Origin of the sequence: uncultured Phascolarctobacterium sp. (genome assembly GCF_958349595.1) — a bacterium.
GTDB lineage: Bacteria > Bacillota > Negativicutes > Acidaminococcales > Acidaminococcaceae > Phascolarctobacterium.
Window position 1 is genome coordinate 42,207 of record NZ_CATWDQ010000002.1, and the last position, 24,133, is coordinate 66,339.

A 24,133-nucleotide genomic window follows, 5' to 3' on the forward strand; every position below is an offset into this window, starting at 1 on the left:
GTAAATTTGCACAGCAGGTAATATTGACAGCGCTTACCTGGTTGAGTTATACTATATGGCAGAGCTTATGATGCTCCTGATCGCTACTGTAGCTCAGCTGGTAGAGCATCTCATTCGTAATGAGAGGGTCGCAGGTTCAAATCCTGTCAGTAGCTCCAGCGTTTAGACGGTGCTTCGATTTTTTGAGGCGCCGTTTTTATTTGTTTCAAATAAAAGAATAGAGAAACTAAAAAACCGGACAATATGTCCGGTTTTTTAGTTTATTCAGCAGTTTTTTTATCCAGCAAGTATTTAGAAGGAATAAATTTAGGTGTGATGGTATAGGATTTCTCTACCCCGTTGCGTTTAATAACGAATTTTACCGGATTGCCTAAAAAGGGATTAAAAAAATCTGTTGTCCAAATTTTCTTTTTTGGAATTTTTTTGGTCAGTTGGCCGTTGATGCTGACCATAATGTCGCCTTTTCTAATACCGGCCAGTTCAGCAGGAAAACCAGGCTCTACAGCCTGTATTTCATAACCATTGTCAACCTTTTTATTACTCAGCGTGTAGCCGAACATATAACGTCCATTAAAATATTGTTTGACCATATTTAAAAGCGAGCGTTCTGTAACAGGATCGTTGACAGGTTGGACATCAACACCGCCGCTGTTGTAGTAAAGCGTTGCGACTTCGCTGATTGAAAGTACGACGTTGCTGCCGTTCTGAATAGTAGTAAAGTTAAGTTTGCTTTGCTGCGTTGCCACCTGGATCCCTAAAAAATTTTCACGGACATGGGTCGCCGTGAAGACAAGTCCGTATTCAGTGGCTGAATCAAGGATATAATTTTGACCGCTGGCTGTGATGAAGTTGACGATGTAATTATTTACTTCTTTACTGGTAACATTGTCGATCTGGATACTGGATGTCGCGCTGGCATGGCAACAGAGCGTTAAAAGCAGTAGTACCAGGATAAATATTTTTTTCATAATAACCCTCCCCTATGGCTCTTATTATAGAATAAGGATGGTTGCTGGTCAAACAGGCATTTGCGAAAAATCTAAACCGGCAGCAGGTGCTCGGTAACGGCAGCTTTAAGGACTTTTTTCCAAGCATATCAGAAAACAGTGAGCATTAAATAAATACTGTGTTATAATTAAAGCAAAATTAAGTAATTCAGAAGCCGGAGTAAGGAGGCGAAGTCCATGTATTATTCAACAGTATACCTGTCGCCGCTGGGCAAGATCACGCTGGCGTGTGATGCAGACGGAAAGAATCTTGTAGGACTATGGCTGGAGGGGCAGAAGCATTATGGGGCCAGCCTGGACGAGCCGCTGACAGAGAATGACAGTGTCCCGTTGTTTGACGCTGCCAAAAACTGGCTGGACAGATATTTTGCGGGCGCAGAACCTGAACTGGCTGAATTGCCGCTGGCGCCGCGCGGCAGTGAATTTCGTCAGGGGGTGTGGGAAATATTATGCGCTATACCTTATGGCGAAGTCATTACTTATGGTGCTATTGCTAAAAAAATGGCGGCCAGACTGCGGAAAAAAAGTATGTCAGGACAGGCGGTCGGCGGCGCTGTAGGGCATAATCCCATTTCTATTATCATTCCCTGCCACAGGGTAGTAGGTGCTGATGGCAGCCTGACAGGCTATGCCGGCGGTTTGGAGAAAAAAATCAGGCTGCTGGAACTGGAAGGCATAGATACAGCCCGGTTTTCGCTTCCGAAAAAAGGCACGGCGTTGTAGGGCTGCGGATCAAAGCGGAGGTAAAAGATGGCTGGATATGATGGAGAAAAAGTTGTGGATGCTGCCTTTGTGCAGAAAGTATATGAGATAGTGGCGCAGATACCTGTTGGCAAGGTAGCAACCTATGGCCAGATCGCCGAGCTGATCGGTGAAGCTTTGGCCGCGCGGGAAGTAGGGCATGTCATGAGCTGCGTGCCGGCGGAGCAGAAGCTGCCCTGTCACAGAGTCGTCAATCGTACGGGCGTCTTGGCGCCGGAATATGTTTTTGGCGGTCAGGACAAGCAGCGGGCCATGCTGGAAGCGGAGGGCGTGACCTTCCTGGCCGACGGGTGGATCGATATGACGCTGCATTTATGGGGCAAATACGAACAATTTGATATTTTTAATATGCCTCCAACGTGAGTTGGGCAAAGTTGACAAATGTGCAGGCAGATGCTAAAATAATTTTGTTTTCAGGTAACACCTCGGAGGGCAGCAGTGCCGGATAAGAGATATTCTCTTATCCGGCTTTTTCAGTTAATGAGCAAGGGGGCTGGTTTTAGTGTCAGAAGTAAATATTTCCTGCGGCAGGCAGCGGTATTTGGGCAATAAAGGACTGATTATACTGATAGCCGTTATGAATATGTTTGTGCCTTTGTCGATCGATCTGTATCTGCCGGCCTTACCGGCGCTGGGGGTAGAATTTGCGGCGTCGCCTTTACTGGTCAATCTGACGCTGGTTAGCTTTTTCTTCTTTTTTGCGGTGGGGATCTTATTATTTGGTCCGTTGAGCGATAAATACGGCCGCCGGAAGATCCTCTTATTGGGAATAGTTTTGTACACGCTGGCCAGCGGACTGTGTGCCGTTTCCGGCAGTATCCAGACGCTGATCGCTTACCGGATCATGCAGGCGCTGGGCGCCGGCAGTATGGTCGCTGTCTCGATGGCGGTAGTCAAGGATGCTTTTTATGGCACGACTAAGAACCGGGTGCTGGCATTAGTGCAGGCGATGGCTGTCATCGCGCCGATGGTGGCCCCCATTGTCGGCGCCTTTTTGCTGCAATTCGTCAGCTGGCGCGGCACTTTTGTCGTGTTGATCGCTGCCGGAGCGCTGAATTTGCTGGCCAGCTGTTTTTTTGAAGAAACACTGCCGCTGAACCAGCGGTATGCAGGCAGCTTTTGGAGCACTTTTGGCAGGCTGGCCGTAGTTGGCCGAAATGTGGGCTTCACAGGTTTTCTGACCGTATTTTCACTGCTGGCGGCACCTTATATGGCTTATGTAGCCGTGTCGTCTTACGTTTATGTGCAGTATTTCGGCCTCAGTGAGCAGGTCTACAGTTATTTCTTTGCTGCCAATTCTTTCTTTGCCGTTATCGGACCGTTTTTATATATGAAGCTGATAGGGATTGTGACGCCGCGGCAGTTCACATATGGCTGTTTTATTTTTACCGCTGCTGCGGCAGTGGCCCTGCTGACAGTAGGCAGCCTCTCGCCCTGGTGCTTCCTTATGGCATTTCTGCCGGTGACGGTTATGGAGAGCGCGGCGCGTCCGTTCAGCACAGCGATTTTATTAGATCAGCAGAAAACTGATATTGGTTCGGCTTCTTCGCTGATCAATGCGGTGAATACTGTTTTCGGCAGCTTGGGAATGCTGCTGGGCGCTTTGAACTGGGGTAATTTTATTGACGGTCTGGGCATTATCACTGCTGTCTGCGCCATACTGGCGATTGGCGGCTGGTGCTTTTTGCTGCATTTTAAGGTGCGGATCGAAGGCTTGTAAAAGTATTTGGCGGTGGAAGCAGCTGACTTTATTCTGTAAAATATTACGGAGACGGCAGCTGCTACTTTACATCTTGGCAGAGATGTATTATACTGGCATTGTTTTTTAGTTTAGGATGGCCTGCGGGCAGAGGTAAAATCAGGGGAGTTATGATGAGATGATGTTGTTGCAAAAGTTTACAAAAGATCTGAAACAGGAATTTACAGGCTATGATAAAAGCAGCCTGGTCAGCGATCTGCTGGCTGGCCTGACGGTGACCGCCGTGGCGATACCTCTGGCACTGGCGTTTGGCGTCGGCAGCGGCGCTACGGCAGCGTCGGGCCTGATCACGGCGATCGTTGCCGGACTGCTGATCAGTGCGTTAGGCGGCGCTTATTATCAGATATCGGGGCCGACCGGCGCGATGGCAGCCATTTTGATGTCGATCGTAGCTAAATATGATATGCAGGGTGTTTTTATCGCTACTGTTTTGGCGGGGATAATTTTGATCGTTGCCGGGCTGTTGCATTTGGGCAAGTTGATTTCTTTTATTCCCATGCCGGTCATTACCGGTTTTACGTCAGGTATTGCCGTGATCATCGCACTGGGGCAGATCGACAATTTTTTCGGTGTGCAGTCGCAGGGCGCTTCAACGCTGGAAAAGCTGCTGAGTTATAGTCAGCTGGGCTTTACGCCTAATTGGGAGGCGGCGGGTATCGGTGGTTTCGTAGTGCTAACGATGCTGATTTTTCCAAAATTATTTGGTACAGCCATACCAGCCTCCTTATTAGCGATCATTCTGGCGACGCTGGGCAATTTGCTGTATGGCTTTGACGTAGCTGTAGTGGGAGAGATACCTACGACTTTGTTTTTAGATGATCGTCTGGAATTTGCTGGCTTGCTGGATTTTAACCGTTTGACAAATCTGCTGGCACCTGCCGCCAGTATCGCAGTGCTGGCGATGATCGAAAGTCTGCTGTGCGGTGCTACCGCGGGCAGAATGACGGGCGCGCCTTTAGACAGTAACCGTGAGCTGGTGGCGCAGGGCGTCGGCAATCTGGTCGTGCCTTTCTTTGGCGGCATTCCGGCAACGGCAGCGATCGCCCGTACCAGCGTAGCTGTTAAGTCGGGCGCAAAAACAAGGCTGACCGGCATTTTTCATGCTTTAGGTATCCTGGCGGCGATGTTTATTCTAGCGCCGGTAATGTCCAAAATACCTTTAGCGGCCCTGGCCGGTGTGTTGATGGTCGTTTCCTGGCGCATGAACGAGTGGGCGACGATCGGCTTTATGGTTGATGGTAAATTTGCTGGAGCGATCTTTAAATTTATCATTACGATGCTGTGCACGATTATTTTTGATTTAACGACGGCGATCGTGGTCGGTGTGATGATTGGACTGATCCTGCAAACTGTGCGTTTCTCGCATCTGCGGATCACGTATGACGAGATCGATCCCAACAGACTGCATGACCATAATTCTTCGCTGCCTGAAAACGGGCTGGTCTGCTATATCACCGGGCCGATAGTTTTTGCCAATACGGAACGGCTGGAAGGCATAGCAGAAAAAGCGCAGGCCTACAGCTATGTGTATTTCTCCATGCGCGGCGTTCCTGACATGGATATTTCGGGGACACAGGAGTTTGGTAAGCTGATTGCCCGTCTGCAGGCAGAAGGTAAGGAAATCTATTTGTGCAGCGTGCAGGAGGACGCCATGGAAATGATGCGCCGCGGCGGTATTTATGCCATGGTGGGACAGGACTGCGTGTATTGGAGCGTAGAGCGGGCTTTATGCCACGGTCATTAAAGCACAAATAACGAGATCAATAATAGTCTGTTCAGAAGTGGAAGCGGCTGTAGAAGATATAAAAATAAAGTAAAGGGCCTGCCGGATGATTTCCGGCAGGCCCTTTATGCAGTTACTGAATTTTTTAGACGGGAGAATTTTCTGATCCAGAACTGCCTGTAAGAGAAACTGTGTCCCAGCAGTTTATATTTTAACGATCAGCACAGGAACTTCGGCATACATGGCAACCTTAGAGCTGACACTGCCGAGGATAAATTCGGCGACAGCGTTCAGGCCGCGGCTGCCAATAACAATCATCGTGCAGCCGGATTTTTTGGCGGCTGTCAGAATTTGCTGAGCGGCGTTACCGATCAGAGTTTCATAATGAACAGGAACTTTTGCGGCGGCAGTCTGCTTTTTGGCGGCTTCCATCAATTCCTTGCCGGCCAGCTCATACAGCTCGTTAGTCTGTTTGACCATGGCGGCATTCAACTGGTTCATGATCGTCGATCTTTTGCTGTAAGGTTCGATTGCGTGCACTACTGTTACTTCAGCATCAAGCTTCTCGGCCAGATTAATGCCGTAATCAAGAATTTTACCAACCGAATCGGAACTGTCGATAGCAATTAAAATTTTCTCTTTCATATAAATCCCTCCCTAAAGTTGCAGTCTTATGCTTCACTTGACGATTAGTCTTTTCTTTAATATCATTATAACAACAATAAATTTATACTTAAAATACTTGTTTTAGAAAATATAATACCTAAAAAGTATGAATGGAGGAAGGTTTATGAATTTGCAGCAAATGCGGTATTTTGTAACGGTTGCGCGCCTGGGAAATGTTACAGAGGCTGCTAAAGCACTGCATATTGCCCAGCCGCCCTTAAGCAGGCAGATCAAGCAGCTGGAACAGGAATTAGGCGTAGAATTGTTTGACAGGTCAGGACGGCGTCTGCATTTAACAGAAACAGGGCATTTGCTGCTGCACCGGGCGGAAGAGATTTTAAATCTGACGGACAGGACGATGTGTGAGTTATCCAGCAATGAACTGGGGCAGGAAGGTATTCTATCGCTGGGAGTCGTAACTTCGATGGGGTTGATGGTACTGCCGCAGCTGATCGCCGCTTTTAAAGAGGAGTATCCGAAAATAACCTATCGTTTATTGATCGGTGAGACACTGCGGGTGATCGAGCTGCTGGAGAAGGGGATCATCGAGATAGCGATCGTGCATCTGCCGGTCGACGAGGATTCCTTTGACAGCTATAAGCTGCCGCCGGAACGGCTGGCGCTGGTTTATGATGCGGCGGTTTTTCCGCAGCTGCATGGGGATTATGAGCTGCCTGTGAGCCGGCTGCAGGGACTGCCGCTTTTATGCCATCGCCGCTATAAGGAGCTGATGGAACAGGCAGCTCAAAAAAACGGTATCCAGGCACAGTTTTTCTGCCTCAGCGACGATAGTAATTCATTGATCGCCTGGGCGAAAGCCGGGCTGGGTCTGGCAGTGATCCCTGAGTCAGCGGAAGCGATCGCTTAGCGTGAGGGTTTAGCCTGTATCCGTTTTGCGGACCGGAGTTTGATGACAACGGCGGCGGTAGTCTGGGCACGAAAGCATTATCATGCGCCGACAACGCGCAATTTTATCAGTTTCATCCCGCAGTATTTTGAACAGAAGAAAAAGTGAAGGCAGCTTTACTGCCCAAAACAAAAGCCACGGAACTTTTACAGTTCCGTGGCTTTTAGTATAAGCGTTATTTCGTTATTTCCAGGCTGGTAAGATCGTGCCCTGGAAGTGGTCCAGAATGAATTTTTCATTGTCAGCCGACTGATAGATCGCTTTCAGCTTGGCGATCCGGGGATCGTTTTCGTTAGTCTTTTTGGTAACGAAGATATTGACAAACGGATTGTCAGCAGATTCCAGAATGATGGAATCTTTAGTAGGATTAAGACCGGCGGGAATAGCATAATTGGCGTTGATAACTGCCAGCGTTACGTCGGGCAGGCTGCGGGGAATTGTCGCCGCGTCCAGTTCCAGAAATTTGAAGTTATGCGGATTTTCAGTAATATCAGCAACAGTGGTAGTGACGTTTTTATTGTCTTTGACTTTGATCAGGCCGGCATTAGCCAAAACCAGGATGGCACGGCCGCCGTTGGACGGATCGTTGGGGATACCGATAGTGGCGCCGTCAGGAATAGCGTCGCCTTTTTTCAAGGTTTTAGAATAAGCTGCCATCGGGAAGTTAACGGTTTTAAAAACTTCGACCAGATCAAATTTAGGCTCTTTTTTCAAGGTAGCGTCCAGGTAGGGACGATGCTGCATGCTGTTGGCAAAAACCTCGCCCTGGAAGAGCGCCACGTTGGGAGTGACATAGTCGTTGAATTCGACAACTTCTACTTTCAAGCCTTGTTTTTCAGCCAGTTTTTTGACGTTATCCATGATTTCGGCATGAGGGCCGGCAGTAACGGCGATTTTTACAGGTGCGTTGGCTTCAGGTGCTTTGGCTGCTTCTTTTTTGTCGCCGTCGCAGCCGAAGGTGGTGAATGCAGCCGCGCATAATGCAGCCGCGACCAGGATCTTAGTAAGTTTTGTCATGAGAATATCCCCTTTACAAGATGTTTTTAAAGTTTATTTTTGTTAAGCTTTTTGGAAAAATAATCGCCTAAGGACTGAATGGACTGCACCATAACGATCAGGACGACAACGGTGATCAGCATTACGTCCATCTGAAAACGCTGATAGCCGTAACGGATCGCCAGGTCGCCCAGGCCGCCGCCGCCTAAAGTGCCGGCCATGGCCGAATAACCGATCAGAGCGATCACGGCGAGCGTGATACCTAAAACGATGGAATGCAGGGCTTCCGGCAAAAGCACTTTGCGGATGATCTGCAGCGGACTGGCGCCCATTGCCTGCGCTGCTTCGATAACGCCGTGGTCGATTTCCAGCAGCGAGGACTCGATGATGCGGGCAATAAAGGGTGCGGCCGAGATCGTCAGCGGTACGATAGAAGCGGTAGTGCCGATCGAAGAACCGACTAAAAGACGGGTCAGCGGAATGATCGCTACCATTAATATAATGAAGGGAGTAGAACGGGTAGCATTGACGATAGCGCCTAAAACGCTGTTGACAGGCGCGTTGGGCAAAATATGGTTTTTACGGGTGACGGTCAGGATCACGCCGAGCGGTACGCCGATAAGTGTGGCGAGGATCGTGGAAGCCAGCACCATATAGCAGGTTTCCCAAAAGGATTTAAGTAAAAGTGCTAACATTTCAGGAGACATAACCGATCACCTCAACTTTCAGCTGCTGTTCGTGCAGATAGTGCAAAGCATTTTTGATACCTGCGGCGCTGCCGGAAATTTCGATGACCAACGTGCCGAAGGGAATATCCTTGAGCGAGTCGATATTGCCGTAGATGATATTGATATCGACGTCGAATTTTTTGACCATGCCGGAAACGATCGGGTCGCCGGCGGAGTTGCCGATGAAGGACAGCCGCACGATCAGCTTGCTGCCTTCAGTATAAGTGTCACTGAGGGCCGAGGACTGCAGCAGTGCCGGCAGCTCGACATTGTTGATGCTTTTGATGAAATCCCTTGTAGTGGGTTTCTGCGGATCGGTGAAAACGTCAATCATCGAACCTTCTTCAATGATCTCGCCGTTTTCGATAACGGCTACCCGGTCGCAGACCTCTTTCACGACCTCCATCTGGTGCGTGATCATGACGATGGTCAGATTCAGGCGCTTGTTGATATCCTTGAGCAGGTCCAGAATGGATTTGGTGGTCTGCGGGTCAAGGGCCGAGGTCGCTTCGTCGCACAGCAGCACCTTTGGATCGCTGGCCAGAGCGCGGGCGATACCGACGCGCTGTTTCTGTCCGCCTGACAGCTGGCTGGGATAATAATCGCCGCGGTCCTGCAGCTGTACCAGCTCCAGCAGCGGCTGTACCCGTTTTTGGATCTCATCCTGGGGCAGTCCCTGGATCTCCAGCGGGAAGGCGATATTGTCGTAAACTGTACGGGAGGCCAGCAGGTTAAAGTGCTGGAAGATCATGCCGATGTTCTGGCGCGCTTTGCGCAGCTGCTGGTTGCTCATGGCGGTCAGCTCCTGACCGTCCACAAAGACCTGCCCGCCTGTCGGTACTTCCAGCATATTGATGCAGCGGATCAGGGTCGACTTACCGGCGCCGCTGAGGCCGATGATGCCGAAGATCTCGCCGGCGTTGATATGCAGATTGGTTTTCTTTAAAGCGTGGATATCGCCTGCGTTGCTGTAGTAGGTTTTTTCCACATTGCGTAAATCGATCATACAGCGTTCCTCTTTCTTTTCTAAAATCGTAAAAAAACCCTTCACACAGGTGAAGGGTAACGAATACATATCGTACTGCTTCATCTGCCGGATTTACATCCGTTGGATTTGGCACCGTTCACTCAGTGATGGTTGCCGTAGCTTCATAGGGCCAGTCCCTCGGCTACTCTTGATGAAATACCGTTTGGAGTTGTTAAACAAAATAATACACTTACAAACGGCGCTTGTCAATAAAAATTTTTAAATTTTTGTAAAAAGCCTTGCCTTTCACAAGATAAAGTGATAAAGTATAAAAGAAAAATGGTAGCAGTACCATCTAATTTTAAGGAGGCAATCATGGCTGCAAAAACCAGAGACCATTTGACCGACCAGTTATTTAAAGCGATCCTCAGCTTAAAAGACGAGGGACAATGCTCAAACTTTTTTGAAGATATCTGTACTATCAGCGAGCTGAAATCCATGGCGCAGCGCCTGGAGGTGGCCAGGATGCTGGATGCGGGCAGTATTTATGAGGAAATAGTAGAAAAAACAGGCGCCAGCACGGCAACGATCTCCCGCGTCAAACGCTGCCTGGTTTATGGGGCCGATGGTTATAATTCGGTGATGCCGATACTGAAAAAGGAAGCGAAGCCAGATGCTGAATAATAAAGCGCTGCAGGTACCGTATGGGACCCGGGACGTGCTGCCGGGAGAAGCGGGCGCCAGGCGCATAATAGAAAATAAGCTGGCTGCGACTTTTAAAGCCTGGGGCTATGACGAGGTGATCACGCCGACCTTTGAATACCTTGATACCTTTGCCGCCGCCGGACAGTTGTCGGACAGCAGCTTTAAATTTTTTGACCGGCGCAATAATATTTTACTGCTGCGTTCGGATATGACGACGCCTTTGGCACGGCTGGTAGCGACGCGGCTCAATGAAGGGCCTGCGGTGAAAAGGCTTTTTTATCTGGCCAATTTGTTTCGTTATGAAGAAGCACAGGCCGGGCGGCAGTGCGAATTCAATCAGGCCGGCGTAGAACTGATGGGCGCGGCCGGGCCTTCGGCAGATGCCGAGATGCTGGCTTTAGCGGTGGCTTCGCTGCAGGCGGCGGGTCTGCAGGATTTTGTGATCAGCGTTGGCCAGATCGATTTTATCAACGGCCTGATCGAAGCGGCAGAGGTTACGGCAACGCAGGCCCAGGAATTGAAACGCTGCCTGATCGAGCATGACGTGGTACGACTGGAAGCGCTGGTAGATGGCAGCAGGATGCCCTTAGAGCAGAAGGCGCTGTTCAAGGAACTGCCCTTTCTGCACGGCGGCTTAGAGCTGTTGGATAAGGTGGAGGCATGCGGGCTGAACTCTACCAGCGCTCAGGCTGTGCAGGATCTGCGCGAGATCTATGCTTTGGCTGCGGCTTATGGTGCGGCAGCTTATCTGCGTTTTGACCTGGGACTTTTGCGCGACCTTGATTATTATACAGGTATGCTGTTTGAAGGCTATGCCGAGGATATGGGCTTCCCGATCATTGGCGGCGGCCGTTACGATACGATGATGGAAAATTTTGGTAAATCGTGCCCGGCGACCGGCTTTGCTATCGGCATCGACCGGATCATGCTGATTTTGAGCCGCCGCGGGCAGCTGGATAATATCAGCAGCTGGGATGTTTTGGTAGCGTGGCAGGCGGGCTGTTTACCGCAGGCGATCGTGCAGGGCATGCGTCTGCGCCGGAGCGGCAAGACCGTGAAGCTGGCGACAGAACCGTTGAGCCAAAGCGAAGCTGTGGAAGCGCAGCGCGCTAACGCCTGTGATACACTGCTGTATATCGAAGAATGATAAAGGAAGTGCCGTGATGGATTATATTACCGTAGCGCTGCCGAAGGGCAAGCTGTTCCAGAAATCTGTGGACCTGCTGGCTAAAGTCGGCTACAGCGCCGATAACGTAACAGAGGATTCGCGCAAGCTGGTCATCAGTAATGAGGCCAGCCGGGTGCGTTTTATAATTACCAAAACTGTCGATCTGCCGACGTATGTGGAATACGGTGCTGCCGACATCGGGATCATCGGGAAAGACGTGCTGCTGGAGGAACGCAAGGATGTTTATGAGCTGCTGGACCTGAAATACGGACGCTGCCGTTTGATGCTGGCAGTGCCGGAGCAGATGCAGCGGCCCAAGCTGACTGATTACGCACATTTACGGGTGGCGACTAAATATCCTAACTGCGCGCAGGAATATTTCCGCAGTCTGGGGATTCAGACCGAGATCATCAAGCTTAACGGCTCGATCGAGCTGGGGCCGATGGTGGGACTGTCGGAGCTGATCGTTGATATTGTGGAAACAGGGCGGACCCTGAAAGAAAACAAACTGGTGGAGGTAGATTCCATCTATACGGCGACGGCACGGCTGATCGCCAACAGGGTCAGCTTTAAACTGAAATTTGACCGGCTGGATAAGCTGGTACGCGATCTGCGTAAGGTGCTGGATGAGGAGGAAGAACAATGCAGGTAACAGATGCCAGAGGGATGAGCGCTGCCGAGATTGCGGCGCTGATGCAGAAAAAAGCTTTTGATGAATGTGAGCTGTCGCCGGGAGTGCAGGCAGGCGTTACTGCGATGTTCGGCGCGCCGCTGACTGCGGCGCAGGTAGTAGATAAGATCGTTGCCGACGTCAGGGGAAGCGGCGATGACAAGCTGCTGTATTATACCAATCTGCTGGATAAGGCAGGCCTGACCGCTCAGAATATCCGTGTCAGCGAAGCTGAATTTGCGGAAGCAAGGCAGTCGGTCGATACGGAAGTAGTGGAAGCTATCAAACGGGCGATCGCCAATGTGCGCCGCTTCCACGAAGAACAAATGCCCAAGTCCTGGCTGACCAACCGCGACTGCGGCGCTATGCTGGGGCAGAAGGTGACGCCGGTGGATTCCGTCGGTATCTATGTGCCGGGAGGCACGGCGGCTTATCCTTCCTCTGTGATCATGAACGCTGTACCGGCAACTGTGGCTGGTGTGCCGCGCATCGTGATGGCGGTGCCGCCGGGAAGTGACGGCAAGGTCAATCCTTATGTGCTGGTCACAGCCGGGCTGATCGGCGTGACGGAGATTTATAAAATGGGCGGGGCGCAGGCCGTGGCCGCACTGGCTTTTGGTACGGCGACCGTACCGAAGGTAGCAAAGATCACCGGGCCGGGCAATATTTTTGTAACGCTGGCGAAAAAGGCTGTTTACGGCCACTGCGACATCGATATGCTGGCTGGTCCCAGCGAAATACTGATCGTCGCTGACGGCAGTGCTGATCCGCAGTATCTGGCGGCTGACCTTTTGAGTCAGGCAGAGCATGATCCGCTGGCCAGCGCTATTTTGGTCACGGACAGCGAACTGCTGGCCAATGCTGTTGCGGCCGAGCTGGAAGTGCAGCTGGCGGCTTTGCCGCGGCAGGAGATCGCCGCTTTATCCTTGACCAATCATGGCAGGATCATCGTGGCGTCGGATATGGAAACAGTGATCGAAATGGCAAATATTTCAGCACCGGAGCATCTGGAAGTGATGACGAAAGAGCCTTTTGCGCTGCTGCCGTATCTGCGTAATGCCGGCGCAATCTTTCTGGGCGCTTATTCGCCCGAGCCTTTGGGCGATTATTACGCCGGCCCGAACCATATCCTGCCTACCGGCGGCACGGCCCGTTTCTATTCGGTGCTGAATGTGGAAACCTTTATGAAAAAAACCAGTATCATCGCATATACGCAGGGCGCTTTAGCCGCTGTGGGCAGCGATGTGATCAAAATGGCCGAAGCCGAAGGGCTGCAGGCCCATGCCAACGCTATCCGCGTACGCATGGAAAAGAGGTGACGAGATGGCTGGATTTAATGCGAGAAGTGGTTTAGAAACCCTGGAAGAATATGCGGTCGAGCATGTGGCGGCCGAGATCATCGTCAATGCCAACGAAAGTAATTACGGTCTGCCGCGACCGGTAGAACAGGCTGTGGCTTCCAAACTGGCCGGTTTTCCTTTTAACCGCTATCCGCCTATGCAGGCAGAAACGCTGCGGGAACTGATCGCTGACGACCTGGCGCTGGACGCTGATAATATCCGTATCGGCAACGGGTCCAGCGAGCTTTTGCAAATGGCCTGCTATGCTTTTGGCGGCCAGGGCCGCAAGATCGCCTTTCCTTATCCGTCTTTTTCCATGTACGGCGTTTACACGCAGCTGGCCGACAGTATTGCCGCGCCATATCCGCTGACGCTGGCAGGCTATATCGATGCCGATAAGGTCATCGAATTCTGTAGGGCGGAGCAGCCGGCGCTTTTGATCGTCTGCAATCCCAATAATCCTACTGGCAATTATAATCCGCTGGCAGTTATGGAAAAGATTTTGGCTAATGTCAGCTGCCCGGTAGTGATGGACGAAGCCTATATGGAGTTTGCCAAAGGCAGCGACGTCGATCCGCAGGATCTGCGGCCGCTGAATAAGCTGAAGCTGGTGGCAGGTTCAACCTTGGCTCTGACCGGGAAATACAGCAATTTTATGTGCTTACGCACTTTTTCCAAGGCCTATGGCCTGGCGGGACTGCGGGTAGGCTATGCCGTGGGCAGTGCCGGCATTATGCGCATTTTGGGCAAAACGCTGCTGCCTTACCATGTCAATGCCTGGTCCTTAACAGTAGCCGAAGAGGTCTACCGTCATAAAGATTTATATCAGGAGCGGATCGCAGCGATCATCGAGCAGCGGGAAATGCTGCGGGAACAGCTGGAGCAAATGGGATTGAAGGTCTGGCCCTCGGCGACCAATTTTCTGACCTGCTGCCCGCAGGGAGAGCTGACCAGGCGTTTAGCGGCAACCTTTATCAGGGAATACGGCCCGCAGGGCGAAAAAACAGAACAGATGCAGGCGGGGCTGTATCTCTACCGGAAGCTGCTGGAGCAGAAAATTTTAGTGCGCGACTACACCGGTCATCCGGTGCTGCAGGGCTGTCTGCGGATCACTATCGGCCTGCCGCAGGAAAATGCCGAAATGGCAGTCCAGCTGCAGCGTTTGTGCACAGAGGAGGAAACATGATGCGTAAGGCTGTCAAAGAACGTAAAACTTTAGAAACGGCTGTCAGCGTCAGCGTTGACCTTGACGGCCGCGGCCAGGCTGAGATCGCTACCGGCGTTGGTTTTTTGGACCATATGCTGATTTTGCTGGCCAGACATGGCTTCCTGGATCTGAAGGTACAGGCGCAGGGCGATCTGCAGGTCGATTGTCATCACACAGTGGAGGATTGCGGCATCGTATTAGGTGAAGCAATCAAAGCCGCCGTGGGCGATAAAGCCGGTATTCACCGCTACGGTAATTGTTTTATTCCCATGGATGAAGCTTTGGCGCAGGTCGTGCTGGACTTTTCCGGGCGTCCTTATCTGGTTTTTGAAGCCGAGCTGCCTAAAATAACTTTGGGCAATTACGATACAGAAATGACGGAGGAGTTTTTCCGCGCCGTGGTCGTTGCCAGCGGTATGACCTTACATATCCGTGTGCTGTATGGCAAAAACGTACATCATATTATTGAGGCGGTCTTCAAAGCCTTTGCCCGTGCTTTGGCAGAGGCTGTAGCTGCTGACCCGCGCGTTGAGGGCGTGATGAGCAGCAAGGGGGCTTTATGAGTTCTAAGATAGTGATCGTTGATTATGGTATGGGCAATCTGCACAGCGTTAATAAAGCGATCGCTGCCGTGGGCGGCGAGCCGCTGATCACCAGTGATGCCGAAAGCATTGCCCGGGCTGAAAAGCTGATCCTGCCGGGAGTGGGAGCTTTTGGCGACTGTATGGCCAATTTGGCTGGCAGCGGTCTGATACCTGTCTTGCAGGATTATCTGCACAGCGGCAGGCCGTTTTTGGGGATCTGTCTGGGGATGCAGATGCTGTTTGAAGGCAGCGACGAAGCGCCGGGTGTTAAAGGATTAGGCTATTTTCAGGGGCAGGTGCGCAAACTGAGCACTGCTTTAAAAATTCCCCATATGGGCTGGAACCAGCTGCAGCTGCGTAACAGCTCGCCGCTGCTGGAAGCGGCGGCAGGCGAATATGTGTACTTCGTGCACAGCTTTCATGCCGAGCCGCAGGATCAGAGCATTATTACTGCTGTCTGTGATTACGGTATGGAAGTCACGGCTTCTGTGGGCAGGGGCAGCGTGCAGGCTTTTCAGTTCCATCCAGAAAAATCGAGCCGGGCAGGCCTGGGTCTGCTGCGTGCGTTTAAGGAGTGGCAGCCATGATCATTTTTCCGGCGATAGATATTCGCGGCGGCCGCTGCGTCAGGCTGACGGAAGGCCGCTTTGACCAGGAAACTGTTTTTGCCGATGACCCTTCGGAAATGGCTGCCCGCTGGTCGGCAGCGGGAGCCGAATATTTACACGTGGTCGATTTGGATGGCGCTTTGGCCGGGGCAGGGCGTAACCTGCCGGCGATCAAGAAGATTCTGGAGTATGCCTCCATGCCGGTGCAGGTCGGCGGCGGCATCAGGACGCTGGCGGCGGCGGCGGAGCTGCTGGAGCTGGGCGTCAGCCGTGTGATCCTGGGTTCGGCGGCAGTGCGTGAGCCGCAGCTGGTAGCGGAAGCCTGCCGGGAATTTCCCGGACAGGTGGTGGTTGGCATCGACGCCAAAGACGGTAAAGCCGCGATCGAAGGCTGGGGTGTCAGCGGTGGTATCGATGCCGTGGAGCTGGCGCGTAAAATGGCAGCTGTCGGTGTCGAACATATCATCTTTACTGACATCAGCCGTGATGGTAAACTGAACGGCGTCAACGTAGAAGCTACTGCCGCCCTGGCTCAGGCCAGCGGCGTTAAAGTTATTGCCAGCGGCGGAGTGGCGTCTGTGGACGATATTCGCCGATTGCAGCAGCGTGCTGCTGACGGTATCGAAGGCTGCATTATCGGCAAGGCCATTTATACCGGCGCTATCGACCTGCGGGAAGCGCTGCGGGTCGCAAAGGAGGGCTGCTGAGTGCATACCAAAAGAATCATTCCCTGTCTGGATGTCAAAGCAGGGCAGGTAGTCAAAGGCACCAATTTTGTGGAGCTGCGTAATGCGGGCGACCCGGTCGAGCTGGCGGCCCTGTATGACAGCGAAGCCGCTGACGAACTGGTTTTTCTGGACATCACGGCTTCCGTCGAGCAGCGCAAGTCCATGCTGGACGTGATCAACCGTACGGCAGGGCAGGTGTTTATGCCGCTGACTGTCGGCGGCGGCATCAGCACGGTGCAGGACATCCGCCATGCTTTGCAGGCCGGAGCTGATAAGATCTCGGTCAACACAGCGGCGGTCAAAAATCCGCAGCTGATCGCTGACGGAGCCAAGCTGTTCGGCAGTCAGTGCATCGTTGTGGCTGTCGATGCCAAACGCTGCAGCGAAGGTAAATGGGAAGTTTATGTGCAGGGCGGACGTACGCCGACGGGTATCGACGTATTGGATTGGGTCAGACGGGCAGTAGAGCTGGGCGCCGGCGAGATATTGCTGACCAGTATGGATGCCGACGGTACCAAAAACGGTTATGACATCCCGTTGACGCGGGCTGTGGCCGAAGCGGTAAGCGTGCCTGTGATCGCCAGCGGCGGCGCTGGCAGACTGGAACACTTCTATGATGTTTTGACGGAAGGCAAAGCCGATGCTGTTTTAGCGGCGTCAGTCTTTCACTATAAAGAATTTACGATCAGGCAGGTCAAAGAATACCTGCGGTCTAAAGGTGTAGAGGTGAGATTATAATGCAAGTAGATTTCTCGAAGATCAAATTTGACGAACAGGGCTTAGTACCTGCCGTAGTGCAGGATGCGGCAACCAATGCTGTTTTGATGCTGGCCTATATGAACGGCGCTTCGCTGGCTAAAACTGTGGAAACAGGCTATACCTGGTTCTGGAGCCGCAGCCGTCAGGAACTGTGGAACAAAGGCGCTACCAGCGGCCATGTGCAGAAGGTCATCAGCATCGATTATGATTGCGACGGTGACAGCCTGCTGGTCAAGGTAGAGCAGAAGGGCGCAGCCTGCCATACTGGTAACTATTCCTGCTTCAGCTATCCGCTGTGGAACAGCGGCGCCGGCAAAAACCTGCCCGTGCCCGAACCGGATGGAATCCACGGCGTGCTGACCGAGCTGTACCGCGTTATTCAGGATAAGCGCGTCCACGGCGGCGAAAAATCCTATACCCGCTATCTGTTTATGTCAGGTCAGGATAAGATCTTGAAAAAAGTTGGCGAAGAAGCGGCTGAAACGATCATTGCTTCCAAAAATAATAATGCTAAGGAAGTTTTGTACGAAATGTCCGATCTGTGGTATCATTGTCTGGTACTTTTGGCCTACCACAACATCAATCCGGTGGAATTGCTGGGTGAGCTGGGCGGACGCCGCAGTAAGGAAAACAACAGCAAATATTAAAAATGGAAACCTCCTGCGGAGAGCGGGAGGTTTCTTTGCTGAAAATTTACAGCCGTCCGGCAGATTTTATGCTACAATGACAGGTAAGAAAGACAGTAATGAAGAAGGTGCAAGCATGGAAAAAACGGTTTTAGTTATCGGTCACCGCAATCCTGATACAGATTCGGTCTGTTCGGCTATCGCCTATGCTTACTTAAAGCAGCAGTTGGGCTTGAAGGCAGTGCCGGCCCGTGCCGGCAAGATCAATCCGGAAACACAGTTCGTATTGGAGCATTTTAATGTTCCGGTGCCGAAACTGGTGGACGACCTGTATCCGCGGTTAAGCGATATTCGTTTGGCGCAGCCGCCGACAGTGGGGCCGGCTGCTTCGCTGCGTGATGTGGGCCGACTTTTTGTAGAACATGAAGGCTTGAAATCCGTGCCTGTGCTGGATACGGATAAGAATATCGTCGGGATCATCACCGTCGGCGACCTGGCTAAACGATATTATAACGAGCTGTCGATCCAGGATCTGGACGATGGTGAAACCGATTATAGTAGTATCGTACATACTTTAGACGGTCAGCTGATCTGCGGCGATCCGAAGCAAACCTTTAACGGCAAGATCAAGATCGGTGCTTCCGAAGCTGCTACGCTGACGCAGGCGATCCGGGCAGGCGATCTGGTCATCATCGGCGACAGGAGCGACGCGCAGCTGGCGGTGATGGAAGCTGGCGCTGCAGGCCTGATCCTGACCCGCGATACGGAAATAACGCCGGCGGTATTGGAGGCGGCCCGGTGCCGGCGGGCCATTGTCATCAGTACTCCTTACGATACTTATACTACGGTGCGGCTCATCAATCAAAGTATTCCGGTACGTTTGGTAATGACCAAGAATCTGGTAACGCTCAAAACTACAGATTTACTGTCAGATGTCAGAGAAAAGATGCTGGCGGCAAAATTTGTCAGCTATCCGGTGCTGGAGCGCGGTCGCTACGCTGGCATGATGGACCGTGGGATGATGCTGGTACCAGACCGGCAGGAAGTGATTTTAGTCGATCACAACGAACGCAGTCAGGCAGTGGAAGGTATCGAAGAAGCACATTTGCTGGAGATCATCGACCACCACCGTCTGGGTGGATTAACGACAGGCGCGCCCATCTTTATCCGCCAGGAGCCGGTAGGTTCGACGGCGACGATCGTTGCCAACCTGACCTGGCACAGAGGCGTCGAGCTGCCGCCTGCTTTGGCAGGGATTTTATTTGCGGCCATAGTTTCCGATACTCTGTATTTCCGTTCGCCTACAGCTACTTTGTTTGATGAAGATACTGCCAAACGTCTGGCAGTGCAGGCCGGGATCAGGGATGCGGAAGCTTTTGCCATGGAAGTGCTGCGGCACGGTTCGGCGATCGGTACCATGCCGGTGCAGGACATCGTGCGCAATGATATCAAGGAATTTGATTTCGGCGAGCACCGTATCACTGTCAGTCAGATCAATATCATGGACAGGCAGCAGGCGCTGGAACGGTTAGCAGATCTGCAAAAAGCACTGGAGGAATTTCGCAGGCAGGAAGGCTATGACTTGTCACTGCTGATGATAACGGATATCTTGGGTGAAGCGACTGATCTTTTGGCTGCCGGCAGTCCCCAAACGCAGCTGGTACACGCCTTTGGCGAAGCTGCTGCGGCAGGCTGCTATCATCTGCCCGGCGTCTTGAGCCGCAAAAAGCAGATCATTCCCCCGCTGACAGAAGCCTTCAGAAAACTGGATTAAAAACAGCAAACAAAAAACTGCCGCAGCTAAGCTGGAATGCTTAACTGCGGCAGTTTTGGCTTTAAATAAGGTTTTTGTGCCGCCAGACGCCGCTGTGCCAACGGTAAATAAAGACTAAGGCCCGCAGGCATTCGTCCAGCATCATGGCGATCCAGATACCGATCAGTCCCAAATCGAGCACGATACCGAAAAAGTAGGCGCCGGCTACCGAAACCAGCCACATGGAGATCAGACCGATCGTGACCGGGCCTTTGATATCGCCGGCAGCCTGCAATGACATGACCATGACCATATTGACTGCGCGCCCGATCTCTAAAAAGATCTCGATCAGAAAAATATGCCGTCCCAGCTCCAAAACTTCCGGGTTATCGGTGAAAATACCGTAGATATGGTCGCTGTTGAAATATAAGATCGTTGTCAGCGTACCGCTGATCAGTACCGCCAGCCGCACTGTCTGCCAGACTCTTTGGCTGACAGCCTCCTGATCGCCCCGTCCCAGCAGAAATCCGACGATGATCTGCGTCGCCATCGCCAGGGCTTGTGAATAAATGTATGAAAACATGGCAATGATATAAGCATAGATTTTAGTAGTTATAACTACTAAACCCATCAAATTGACGAATTTCATGATCACCATTTGGGAAAGCTGGTAGGACAGCGATTCGCCGCCGGAAGGAAGGCCCAGATAAAGGATATTATATAAGGTTTTTTTAGGAAAAGGCTGCAGATATTTACAAGACAGAGGCAGATCGATAAAACGGCGGAAGAAATATAAAATCAACAGCAAGCCCAGCACTTTACTGCTGTTAGTAGAAATCGTAACGCCCAAAACGCCCAGGGCCGGGATCGGGCCGAAACCATGGATGAGAAAAACGTTGCAGACGATGTTGATAACGTTCATAATAACAGAAGTTATCATTGTTACTTTCAGCAGTGAATAACCGCGGAAAAAAGAAATAAAAGAGATATAAACGGCCTGCACAACAATGAAAAGTCCGATATAGCGCAAAAATAAACCTGCTTCGTTGCGTATATCATTCGGCACGGCCAAAAGATCAAGAAAGAAATTGTCGAAGCAAAACAGCACCAGGCTGATGACCAGACCCAAAACGAAGTTGGTCAGCAAGGCTACCGTACAAACCTCGGCAACCTTTTCTTTGTTATCCGCGCCGCGATATTGGGCAATCAGGATCGTGGCGGCCATACTGATAACGCTGAGGGCGATAATAACGATATTGATGATCTGATTGGCGTTGCCGACAGCGGCAACAGATTTTTGTGAATAGTGGCTGAGCATGAACTGGTCAACATTTCCGACCATCATCTGCAGCAGGATCTCAATAAAAATCGGCCAGGTCATTTTGAAAATGGAAAGTTTGGCGGTGCTGGCTTCTAGAGAACGCATTTTCTTAAACACCTCGAAAAAATAAATCTGCCTTTCCAGGGATAATATTTATCCAGAAAGGCAGGCTCCGTTGCTTGCGAGGTACATTATAGCACGGTGTGCAGCTGCTCGCAATATTTTTGATCTATATTTTACAATTATATTGACAAACAGGACTGTTTTCTATTATAATCTTAATTGTCTTGGGGGCATAGCTCAGCTGGGAGAGCGCTTGAATGGCATTCAAGAGGTCAGCGGTTCGATCCCGCTTGTCTCCACCAAACTTTAGACATAGGCACTGCAATGGTTTGCAGTGCTTTTTTTATTGCGTGGGCGTTTACTTTCAATGAGTCATGGAAGGAGTGCGGGGGAAACGATATAAAAACGAAGTCTATTTTTGAGCTGCTAATAATATAATTTTGAGAAATTGCGGCTAACTTTTTGCCGGCATCTTTTTTGGGGTGCGCATATTTTAGTGCTTTGAGCTTGACTAAAAAAGGAAAATGTATTACACTGTATTACAAAGGAGGGGTTATCATGGCATTATCATTAAGACTGTCCGAAGAAGAAACTAATTTAATAAAAAACTACGCCAAGCATAAGAATACGACTGTATCGCAGCTCATACGTGACTCTGTTATCCAAAGGATAGAAGACGAATACGATTTGAATGCTTACAAGAAAGCGATGGCTGCCCATAAGAAAAATCCTGTTACGTACTCGCATCAAGAAGTAGCTAAGATGCTGGATCTTGAATAATGGAATACAAAGTAGAATACACTGCTGCCGCAGTAAAAACCTTAAAAAAGATAGATAAACCTATTAGAGCGTTGATTTATGGGTGGATAGAAAAAAATCTTGTTGGCTGTATAAATCCACGGCAGCATGGTAAAGCGCTTGTAGCCAATCATCAGGGTGAATGGCGCTATCGTGTGGGTGATTATCGGATTCTTGCTGAGATTCAGGATACCAAGGTGACTATTCTTATTGTAACGATAGGGCATCGTAAAGAAATATATAAATGAAATATATTTGGCTGTAGAACGTAACAGCTAATATTTTTCTAAAGGGCTAAGAAAATTTCTCCGAAATTTGTTCTGTCCAACTTTTTTACCAAACTGCCAAAAAATGCTTGTGGTTATATGCTGAAAATACTTACTGTATCAGCCTTTCGTGTCTTTATAGCCGTCTGCCAGAAGATCAAGCTTGCCGCTGTGCGGATCGATGATCAGACCGTGGATAGAGATATCGCCGGGAATAAAGGGATTAGCCCTAAGTTTTTTTACAACAGCCAGTACATTTTGGGCAGGGTCGGTGTAAGTATCAAGCCAGGCTTTAAAATCGTCCTCTATCAGCGCTATTTGCTGGTCGGCTATGCCGCGGTTGTGCATTTTTTGCAGGATAGCTGCCGAGCTGGTTTGCGCAACGCCGCAGTCATAATGGCCAACTATCAGTATTTCTTTGATATCAAAAATATAAATAGTGAGAAGCAGGCTTTTAACTGTTTCCCCCATATCTTCGATCAAAGAAGTACCGGCATTTTGAATTATTTTGGCATCGCCCCTGTGAATGCCCAGTGCGTTGTTAATAAGCTCTGCCAGCCTTGTATCCATACAGGTAAGCAGGGCAAATTTTTTGCCCGGATACTTGGATATTTCTTTAGGAAAGGCGTTTTTTTCTAAAAAGGTACGGTTATGAGCAAGGATTTCCTGTAGTAAGGTTGTCATTTTTAGCGCTCCCAAGTGAGTTTTTAATGTTATGGCAGGACGGACAGGTATTTTTGTTACTTACTATAATCTTGTATCGGGCACTAAAAGTCAAGCGTTATATTGTAAGGTAAGTATAATAAAATAAGTGGCACTGATTTTGTTTATAATGAATCATCTTTAAAATATTTACAACTATAACCCCGGGTTGTCAAATAATAAACAGGTATTTTGACATAATACTTTCTTTATACGTAAGATATCTTATATTAAAAAAAGATAATTCCAGGCAACTTTTATGAGCTGGTAATGCTCAAAGGCCGCTGCAGTAAGTATTTAAACTTGCTGCAGCGGCCTTTTTTAGTGATGATATTTTGAAAACGATAATAAAGAAAAGCTGTTAGTTTGTGAATTTAAATATAAATTCAATCTTAAAACTGCTGGTTATAAAGTAAGTGCCCTACGAAAAGGCTAAATGCCCGCCAGCATCTGCCAATACAGTTCCTTCAATGGCGTTGCCGGCCCTTATTTGTCCAAAACCGTCAACGATAAAAATTTTGTCGGTAGTAAACCTGCCTTCCAGAAAAGTAAGCGCCTGACTGCAACTGCTGCCGGGAGCAGTATCGAGTTGAGGTGTTGCATAAATAATTTTTTCTACATTATCATCATCCAGGGTCTGCCTGCAGGTCCTGAATAAATCTTGATCGATATAACCAGCGGCGGCATGGTAGGCATAAAGATTGTTGTCATTTAAATAAAAAAGTACAGCGGCGCAAACACTTAACCTGGTGATGTAAGCATAATTACCATGCGTAATAAGATCCCCTTCATTTTCGGAAAGTACTGTTGCCCTGCCTCTAAAATTACAGGGAGTATGCAATATTGTAATTGGGGCGGCAATGCTGGCGGCAAAATTAACATTAAGCTCCCAGGGCGAAATAGAATCCATTAGCTCTGCTACTGTGGAACAATTTGTTGCGGCGGCATTGTTATCGATATGACGATAAAACATAATAGACCTCCAGAATATAAAAGTAAGGTGATATATCAGTCCTTCTGAATATAATATAATAGAGAACCAGGCCGCTATGGTGGAATTGTACATCTTAGTGATAACGTGGTAAAAAGCTGATAGAAGAAGTGCGGTGAGTTTTTAATTTGTGATCTGAATATTGGTTGAAATGAAAATACTTATTTGTATTTGCTGTGCAAATAAGTGAAACTGCCGCTATAATAAAGCAAGATTTTTTATAAGAAGTTTAATTGTTTTATATAAATATCAAAATATTTAAAATATAAAAAACGATAAAATGTATTAAATTTAAGTAGCTTTACATATTTTAAGATATATAATTTCTT

26 protein-coding genes, 2 tRNA genes and 1 riboswitch are annotated in these 24,133 nt (G+C 49.8%); of the genes, 20 read left to right on the forward strand and 8 right to left on the reverse strand.

Annotation, left to right across the window (positions count from 1 at the left end):
• Positions 1 to 82: 82 nt before the first annotated feature.
• Positions 83 to 158: transfer RNA gene (locus tag Q4G98_RS01855), tRNA-Thr, on the forward strand.
• 102 nt (positions 159 to 260) lie between these two features.
• Here the strand turns inward: Q4G98_RS01855 and Q4G98_RS01860 are convergent.
• On the reverse strand, positions 261 to 968 hold the full coding sequence (locus Q4G98_RS01860) for a PDZ domain-containing protein (protein ID WP_298563254.1): 708 nt from the start codon (positions 966 to 968) through the stop codon (positions 261 to 263).
• Between the two features lie 216 nt (positions 969 to 1,184).
• Between Q4G98_RS01860 and Q4G98_RS01865 the strand changes: the two genes are divergently transcribed.
• From Q4G98_RS01865 to Q4G98_RS01880, 4 genes are all read left to right on the forward strand, one after another.
• The gene (locus tag Q4G98_RS01865; protein WP_298563253.1) at positions 1,185 to 1,730 is read left to right on the forward strand and encodes a methylated-DNA--[protein]-cysteine S-methyltransferase; all 546 of its coding nucleotides are present in this window, start codon (positions 1,185 to 1,187) and stop codon (positions 1,728 to 1,730) included.
• Between the two features lie 27 nt (positions 1,731 to 1,757).
• A complete protein-coding gene (locus tag Q4G98_RS01870; RefSeq protein ID WP_298563252.1) occupies positions 1,758 to 2,132 on the forward strand; it encodes an MGMT family protein in 375 nt (124 codons plus the stop codon).
• A 139-nt stretch (positions 2,133 to 2,271) separates the two neighbouring features.
• The gene (locus tag Q4G98_RS01875) at positions 2,272 to 3,489 is read left to right on the forward strand and encodes a Bcr/CflA family efflux MFS transporter (RefSeq protein ID WP_298563251.1); all 1,218 of its coding nucleotides are present in this window, start codon (positions 2,272 to 2,274) and stop codon (positions 3,487 to 3,489) included.
• A 157-nt stretch (positions 3,490 to 3,646) separates the two neighbouring features.
• Positions 3,647 to 5,272 (forward strand): SulP family inorganic anion transporter, encoded by a 1,626-nt coding sequence (locus Q4G98_RS01880; RefSeq protein ID WP_298563250.1) that lies wholly within the window; start codon positions 3,647 to 3,649, stop codon positions 5,270 to 5,272.
• 183 nt (positions 5,273 to 5,455) lie between these two features.
• On the opposite strand, the gene Q4G98_RS01885 is transcribed toward Q4G98_RS01880, so the two are convergent.
• Entirely contained in the window at positions 5,456 to 5,896 is a 441-nt protein-coding gene (locus Q4G98_RS01885; protein WP_298563248.1) for a universal stress protein, read from the reverse strand.
• Between the two features lie 145 nt (positions 5,897 to 6,041).
• Between Q4G98_RS01885 and Q4G98_RS01890 the strand changes: the two genes are divergently transcribed.
• Complete coding sequence (locus tag Q4G98_RS01890; RefSeq protein WP_298563246.1) at positions 6,042 to 6,785, forward strand: LysR family transcriptional regulator; 744 nt, start codon at positions 6,042 to 6,044, stop codon at positions 6,783 to 6,785.
• A gap of 222 nt (positions 6,786 to 7,007) precedes the next feature.
• Here Q4G98_RS01890 and Q4G98_RS01895 read toward each other — a convergent pair whose 3' ends face one another.
• The 3 genes from Q4G98_RS01895 to Q4G98_RS01905 are packed head-to-tail and all read right to left on the reverse strand — an operon-like array spanning position 7,008 to position 9,554.
• Positions 7,008 to 7,841 (reverse strand): MetQ/NlpA family ABC transporter substrate-binding protein, encoded by an 834-nt coding sequence (locus Q4G98_RS01895; RefSeq protein WP_298563243.1) that lies wholly within the window; start codon positions 7,839 to 7,841, stop codon positions 7,008 to 7,010.
• 26 nt (positions 7,842 to 7,867) lie between these two features.
• On the reverse strand, positions 7,868 to 8,527 hold the full coding sequence (locus tag Q4G98_RS01900; RefSeq protein WP_293545754.1) for a methionine ABC transporter permease: 660 nt from the start codon (positions 8,525 to 8,527) through the stop codon (positions 7,868 to 7,870).
• Complete coding sequence (locus Q4G98_RS01905; RefSeq protein ID WP_298563240.1) at positions 8,517 to 9,554, reverse strand: methionine ABC transporter ATP-binding protein; 1,038 nt, start codon at positions 9,552 to 9,554, stop codon at positions 8,517 to 8,519. Before Q4G98_RS01905 ends, Q4G98_RS01900 begins: the two co-directional genes overlap by 11 nt.
• A 77-nt stretch (positions 9,555 to 9,631) precedes the next feature.
• Positions 9,632 to 9,733: riboswitch (SAM riboswitch) on the reverse strand.
• Positions 9,734 to 9,890: 157 nt separating this feature from the next.
• Between Q4G98_RS01905 and Q4G98_RS01910 the strand changes: the two genes are divergently transcribed.
• The 11 genes from Q4G98_RS01910 to Q4G98_RS01960 all read left to right on the forward strand — a co-directional run bounded on the left by Q4G98_RS01910 (position 9,891) and on the right by Q4G98_RS01960 (position 19,684).
• The gene (locus tag Q4G98_RS01910; RefSeq protein WP_293545750.1) at positions 9,891 to 10,199 is read left to right on the forward strand and encodes a YerC/YecD family TrpR-related protein; all 309 of its coding nucleotides are present in this window, start codon (positions 9,891 to 9,893) and stop codon (positions 10,197 to 10,199) included.
• Positions 10,189 to 11,367 carry an ATP phosphoribosyltransferase regulatory subunit gene (hisZ, locus tag Q4G98_RS01915; protein ID WP_298563237.1) on the forward strand — a complete coding sequence of 393 codons (1,179 nt, stop codon included), beginning with the start codon at positions 10,189 to 10,191 and terminating at the stop codon, positions 11,365 to 11,367. The genes Q4G98_RS01910 and hisZ overlap by 11 nt, the downstream gene beginning before the upstream one ends.
• Positions 11,368 to 11,383: 16 nt before the next feature.
• Positions 11,384 to 12,040 (forward strand): ATP phosphoribosyltransferase, encoded by a 657-nt coding sequence (gene hisG / locus Q4G98_RS01920; protein ID WP_293717742.1) that lies wholly within the window; start codon positions 11,384 to 11,386, stop codon positions 12,038 to 12,040.
• Positions 12,031 to 13,377: a histidinol dehydrogenase gene (gene hisD / locus Q4G98_RS01925; RefSeq protein ID WP_298563233.1), complete on the forward strand. Its 1,347-nt coding sequence runs from the start codon at positions 12,031 to 12,033 to the stop codon at positions 13,375 to 13,377. Before hisG ends, hisD begins: the two co-directional genes overlap by 10 nt.
• A 4-nt stretch (positions 13,378 to 13,381) precedes the next feature.
• Positions 13,382 to 14,584 carry a histidinol-phosphate transaminase gene (locus Q4G98_RS01930; RefSeq protein WP_298563230.1) on the forward strand — a complete coding sequence of 401 codons (1,203 nt, stop codon included), beginning with the start codon at positions 13,382 to 13,384 and terminating at the stop codon, positions 14,582 to 14,584.
• Positions 14,581 to 15,168 (forward strand): imidazoleglycerol-phosphate dehydratase HisB, encoded by a 588-nt coding sequence (hisB, locus tag Q4G98_RS01935; protein WP_298563227.1) that lies wholly within the window; start codon positions 14,581 to 14,583, stop codon positions 15,166 to 15,168. Before Q4G98_RS01930 ends, hisB begins: the two co-directional genes overlap by 4 nt.
• Positions 15,165 to 15,776, forward strand: coding sequence for an imidazole glycerol phosphate synthase subunit HisH (hisH, locus tag Q4G98_RS01940; protein WP_298563224.1), 612 nt, complete (start codon positions 15,165 to 15,167; stop codon positions 15,774 to 15,776). The genes hisB and hisH overlap by 4 nt, the downstream gene beginning before the upstream one ends.
• Positions 15,773 to 16,504, forward strand: a complete 732-nt coding sequence (gene hisA, locus Q4G98_RS01945) for a 1-(5-phosphoribosyl)-5-[(5-phosphoribosylamino)methylideneamino]imidazole-4-carboxamide isomerase (protein ID WP_298563221.1) — start codon at positions 15,773 to 15,775, stop codon at positions 16,502 to 16,504. The genes hisH and hisA overlap by 4 nt, the downstream gene beginning before the upstream one ends.
• Entirely contained in the window at positions 16,505 to 17,263 is a 759-nt protein-coding gene (hisF, locus tag Q4G98_RS01950; protein ID WP_293661988.1) for an imidazole glycerol phosphate synthase subunit HisF, read from the forward strand.
• Positions 17,263 to 17,931, forward strand: a complete 669-nt coding sequence (gene hisIE, locus Q4G98_RS01955) for a bifunctional phosphoribosyl-AMP cyclohydrolase/phosphoribosyl-ATP diphosphatase HisIE (RefSeq protein WP_177558896.1) — start codon at positions 17,263 to 17,265, stop codon at positions 17,929 to 17,931. The genes hisF and hisIE overlap by 1 nt, the downstream gene beginning before the upstream one ends.
• A gap of 115 nt (positions 17,932 to 18,046) precedes the next feature.
• Positions 18,047 to 19,684 (forward strand): putative manganese-dependent inorganic diphosphatase, encoded by a 1,638-nt coding sequence (locus Q4G98_RS01960; RefSeq protein WP_293661985.1) that lies wholly within the window; start codon positions 18,047 to 18,049, stop codon positions 19,682 to 19,684.
• Between the two features lie 61 nt (positions 19,685 to 19,745).
• Here the strand turns inward: Q4G98_RS01960 and Q4G98_RS01965 are convergent, their stop codons facing one another.
• Positions 19,746 to 21,089: an MATE family efflux transporter gene (locus Q4G98_RS01965; protein WP_298563216.1), complete on the reverse strand. Its 1,344-nt coding sequence runs from the start codon at positions 21,087 to 21,089 to the stop codon at positions 19,746 to 19,748.
• A 184-nt stretch (positions 21,090 to 21,273) separates the two neighbouring features.
• On the opposite strand from Q4G98_RS01965, the gene Q4G98_RS01970 reads away from it, so the two are divergent.
• From Q4G98_RS01970 to Q4G98_RS01980, 3 genes are all read left to right on the forward strand, one after another.
• Positions 21,274 to 21,349, forward strand: a tRNA-Ala gene (locus Q4G98_RS01970).
• Between the two features lie 256 nt (positions 21,350 to 21,605).
• Entirely contained in the window at positions 21,606 to 21,827 is a 222-nt protein-coding gene (gene relB / locus Q4G98_RS01975; protein WP_177558883.1) for a type II toxin-antitoxin system RelB family antitoxin, read from the forward strand.
• A complete protein-coding gene (locus Q4G98_RS01980; RefSeq protein ID WP_177558880.1) occupies positions 21,827 to 22,093 on the forward strand; it encodes a type II toxin-antitoxin system RelE/ParE family toxin in 267 nt (88 codons plus the stop codon). Before relB ends, Q4G98_RS01980 begins: the two co-directional genes overlap by 1 nt.
• A 138-nt stretch (positions 22,094 to 22,231) precedes the next feature.
• On the opposite strand, the gene Q4G98_RS01985 is transcribed toward Q4G98_RS01980, so the two are convergent.
• Positions 22,232 to 22,795, reverse strand: a complete 564-nt coding sequence (locus Q4G98_RS01985; protein WP_177558877.1) for a carbonic anhydrase — start codon at positions 22,793 to 22,795, stop codon at positions 22,232 to 22,234.
• Between the two features lie 439 nt (positions 22,796 to 23,234).
• A complete protein-coding gene (locus Q4G98_RS01990; RefSeq protein WP_177558874.1) occupies positions 23,235 to 23,786 on the reverse strand; it encodes a hypothetical protein in 552 nt (183 codons plus the stop codon).
• Positions 23,787 to 24,133 lie beyond the last annotated feature (347 nt).

What these genes read in the sequence shown, in the direction of transcription:
- hisD (WP_298563233.1), top strand. Translation starts at nt 12,031, where the DNA reads ATGCAGGTAACAGATGCCAGAGGGATGAGCGCTGCCGAGATTGCGGCG.
- Q4G98_RS01985 (WP_177558877.1), bottom strand. Translation starts at nt 22,795, where the DNA reads ATGACAACCTTACTACAGGAAATCCTTGCTCATAACCGTACCTTTTTA.
- hisH (WP_298563224.1), top strand. Translation starts at nt 15,165, where the DNA reads ATGAGTTCTAAGATAGTGATCGTTGATTATGGTATGGGCAATCTGCAC.
- Q4G98_RS01870 (WP_298563252.1), top strand. Translation starts at nt 1,758, where the DNA reads ATGGCTGGATATGATGGAGAAAAAGTTGTGGATGCTGCCTTTGTGCAG.
- Q4G98_RS01905 (WP_298563240.1), bottom strand. Translation starts at nt 9,554, where the DNA reads ATGATCGATTTACGCAATGTGGAAAAAACCTACTACAGCAACGCAGGC.
- Q4G98_RS01990 (WP_177558874.1), bottom strand. Translation starts at nt 23,786, where the DNA reads ATGTTTTATCGTCATATCGATAACAATGCCGCCGCAACAAATTGTTCC.
- hisIE (WP_177558896.1), top strand. Translation starts at nt 17,263, where the DNA reads ATGCAAGTAGATTTCTCGAAGATCAAATTTGACGAACAGGGCTTAGTA.
- Q4G98_RS01895 (WP_298563243.1), bottom strand. Translation starts at nt 7,841, where the DNA reads ATGACAAAACTTACTAAGATCCTGGTCGCGGCTGCATTATGCGCGGCT.
- hisA (WP_298563221.1), top strand. Translation starts at nt 15,773, where the DNA reads ATGATCATTTTTCCGGCGATAGATATTCGCGGCGGCCGCTGCGTCAGG.
- Q4G98_RS01965 (WP_298563216.1), bottom strand. Translation starts at nt 21,089, where the DNA reads ATGCGTTCTCTAGAAGCCAGCACCGCCAAACTTTCCATTTTCAAAATG.
- Q4G98_RS01860 (WP_298563254.1), bottom strand. Translation starts at nt 968, where the DNA reads ATGAAAAAAATATTTATCCTGGTACTACTGCTTTTAACGCTCTGTTGC.
- Q4G98_RS01930 (WP_298563230.1), top strand. Translation starts at nt 13,382, where the DNA reads ATGGCTGGATTTAATGCGAGAAGTGGTTTAGAAACCCTGGAAGAATAT.
- Q4G98_RS01865 (WP_298563253.1), top strand. Translation starts at nt 1,185, where the DNA reads ATGTATTATTCAACAGTATACCTGTCGCCGCTGGGCAAGATCACGCTG.
- hisZ (WP_298563237.1), top strand. Translation starts at nt 10,189, where the DNA reads ATGCTGAATAATAAAGCGCTGCAGGTACCGTATGGGACCCGGGACGTG.
- Q4G98_RS01960 (WP_293661985.1), top strand. Translation starts at nt 18,047, where the DNA reads ATGGAAAAAACGGTTTTAGTTATCGGTCACCGCAATCCTGATACAGAT.
- hisB (WP_298563227.1), top strand. Translation starts at nt 14,581, where the DNA reads ATGATGCGTAAGGCTGTCAAAGAACGTAAAACTTTAGAAACGGCTGTC.
- Q4G98_RS01900 (WP_293545754.1), bottom strand. Translation starts at nt 8,527, where the DNA reads ATGTCTCCTGAAATGTTAGCACTTTTACTTAAATCCTTTTGGGAAACC.
- Q4G98_RS01885 (WP_298563248.1), bottom strand. Translation starts at nt 5,896, where the DNA reads ATGAAAGAGAAAATTTTAATTGCTATCGACAGTTCCGATTCGGTTGGT.
- Q4G98_RS01980 (WP_177558880.1), top strand. Translation starts at nt 21,827, where the DNA reads ATGGAATACAAAGTAGAATACACTGCTGCCGCAGTAAAAACCTTAAAA.
- Q4G98_RS01880 (WP_298563250.1), top strand. Translation starts at nt 3,647, where the DNA reads ATGATGTTGTTGCAAAAGTTTACAAAAGATCTGAAACAGGAATTTACA.
- hisG (WP_293717742.1), top strand. Translation starts at nt 11,384, where the DNA reads ATGGATTATATTACCGTAGCGCTGCCGAAGGGCAAGCTGTTCCAGAAA.
- Q4G98_RS01910 (WP_293545750.1), top strand. Translation starts at nt 9,891, where the DNA reads ATGGCTGCAAAAACCAGAGACCATTTGACCGACCAGTTATTTAAAGCG.
- Q4G98_RS01890 (WP_298563246.1), top strand. Translation starts at nt 6,042, where the DNA reads ATGAATTTGCAGCAAATGCGGTATTTTGTAACGGTTGCGCGCCTGGGA.
- relB (WP_177558883.1), top strand. Translation starts at nt 21,606, where the DNA reads ATGGCATTATCATTAAGACTGTCCGAAGAAGAAACTAATTTAATAAAA.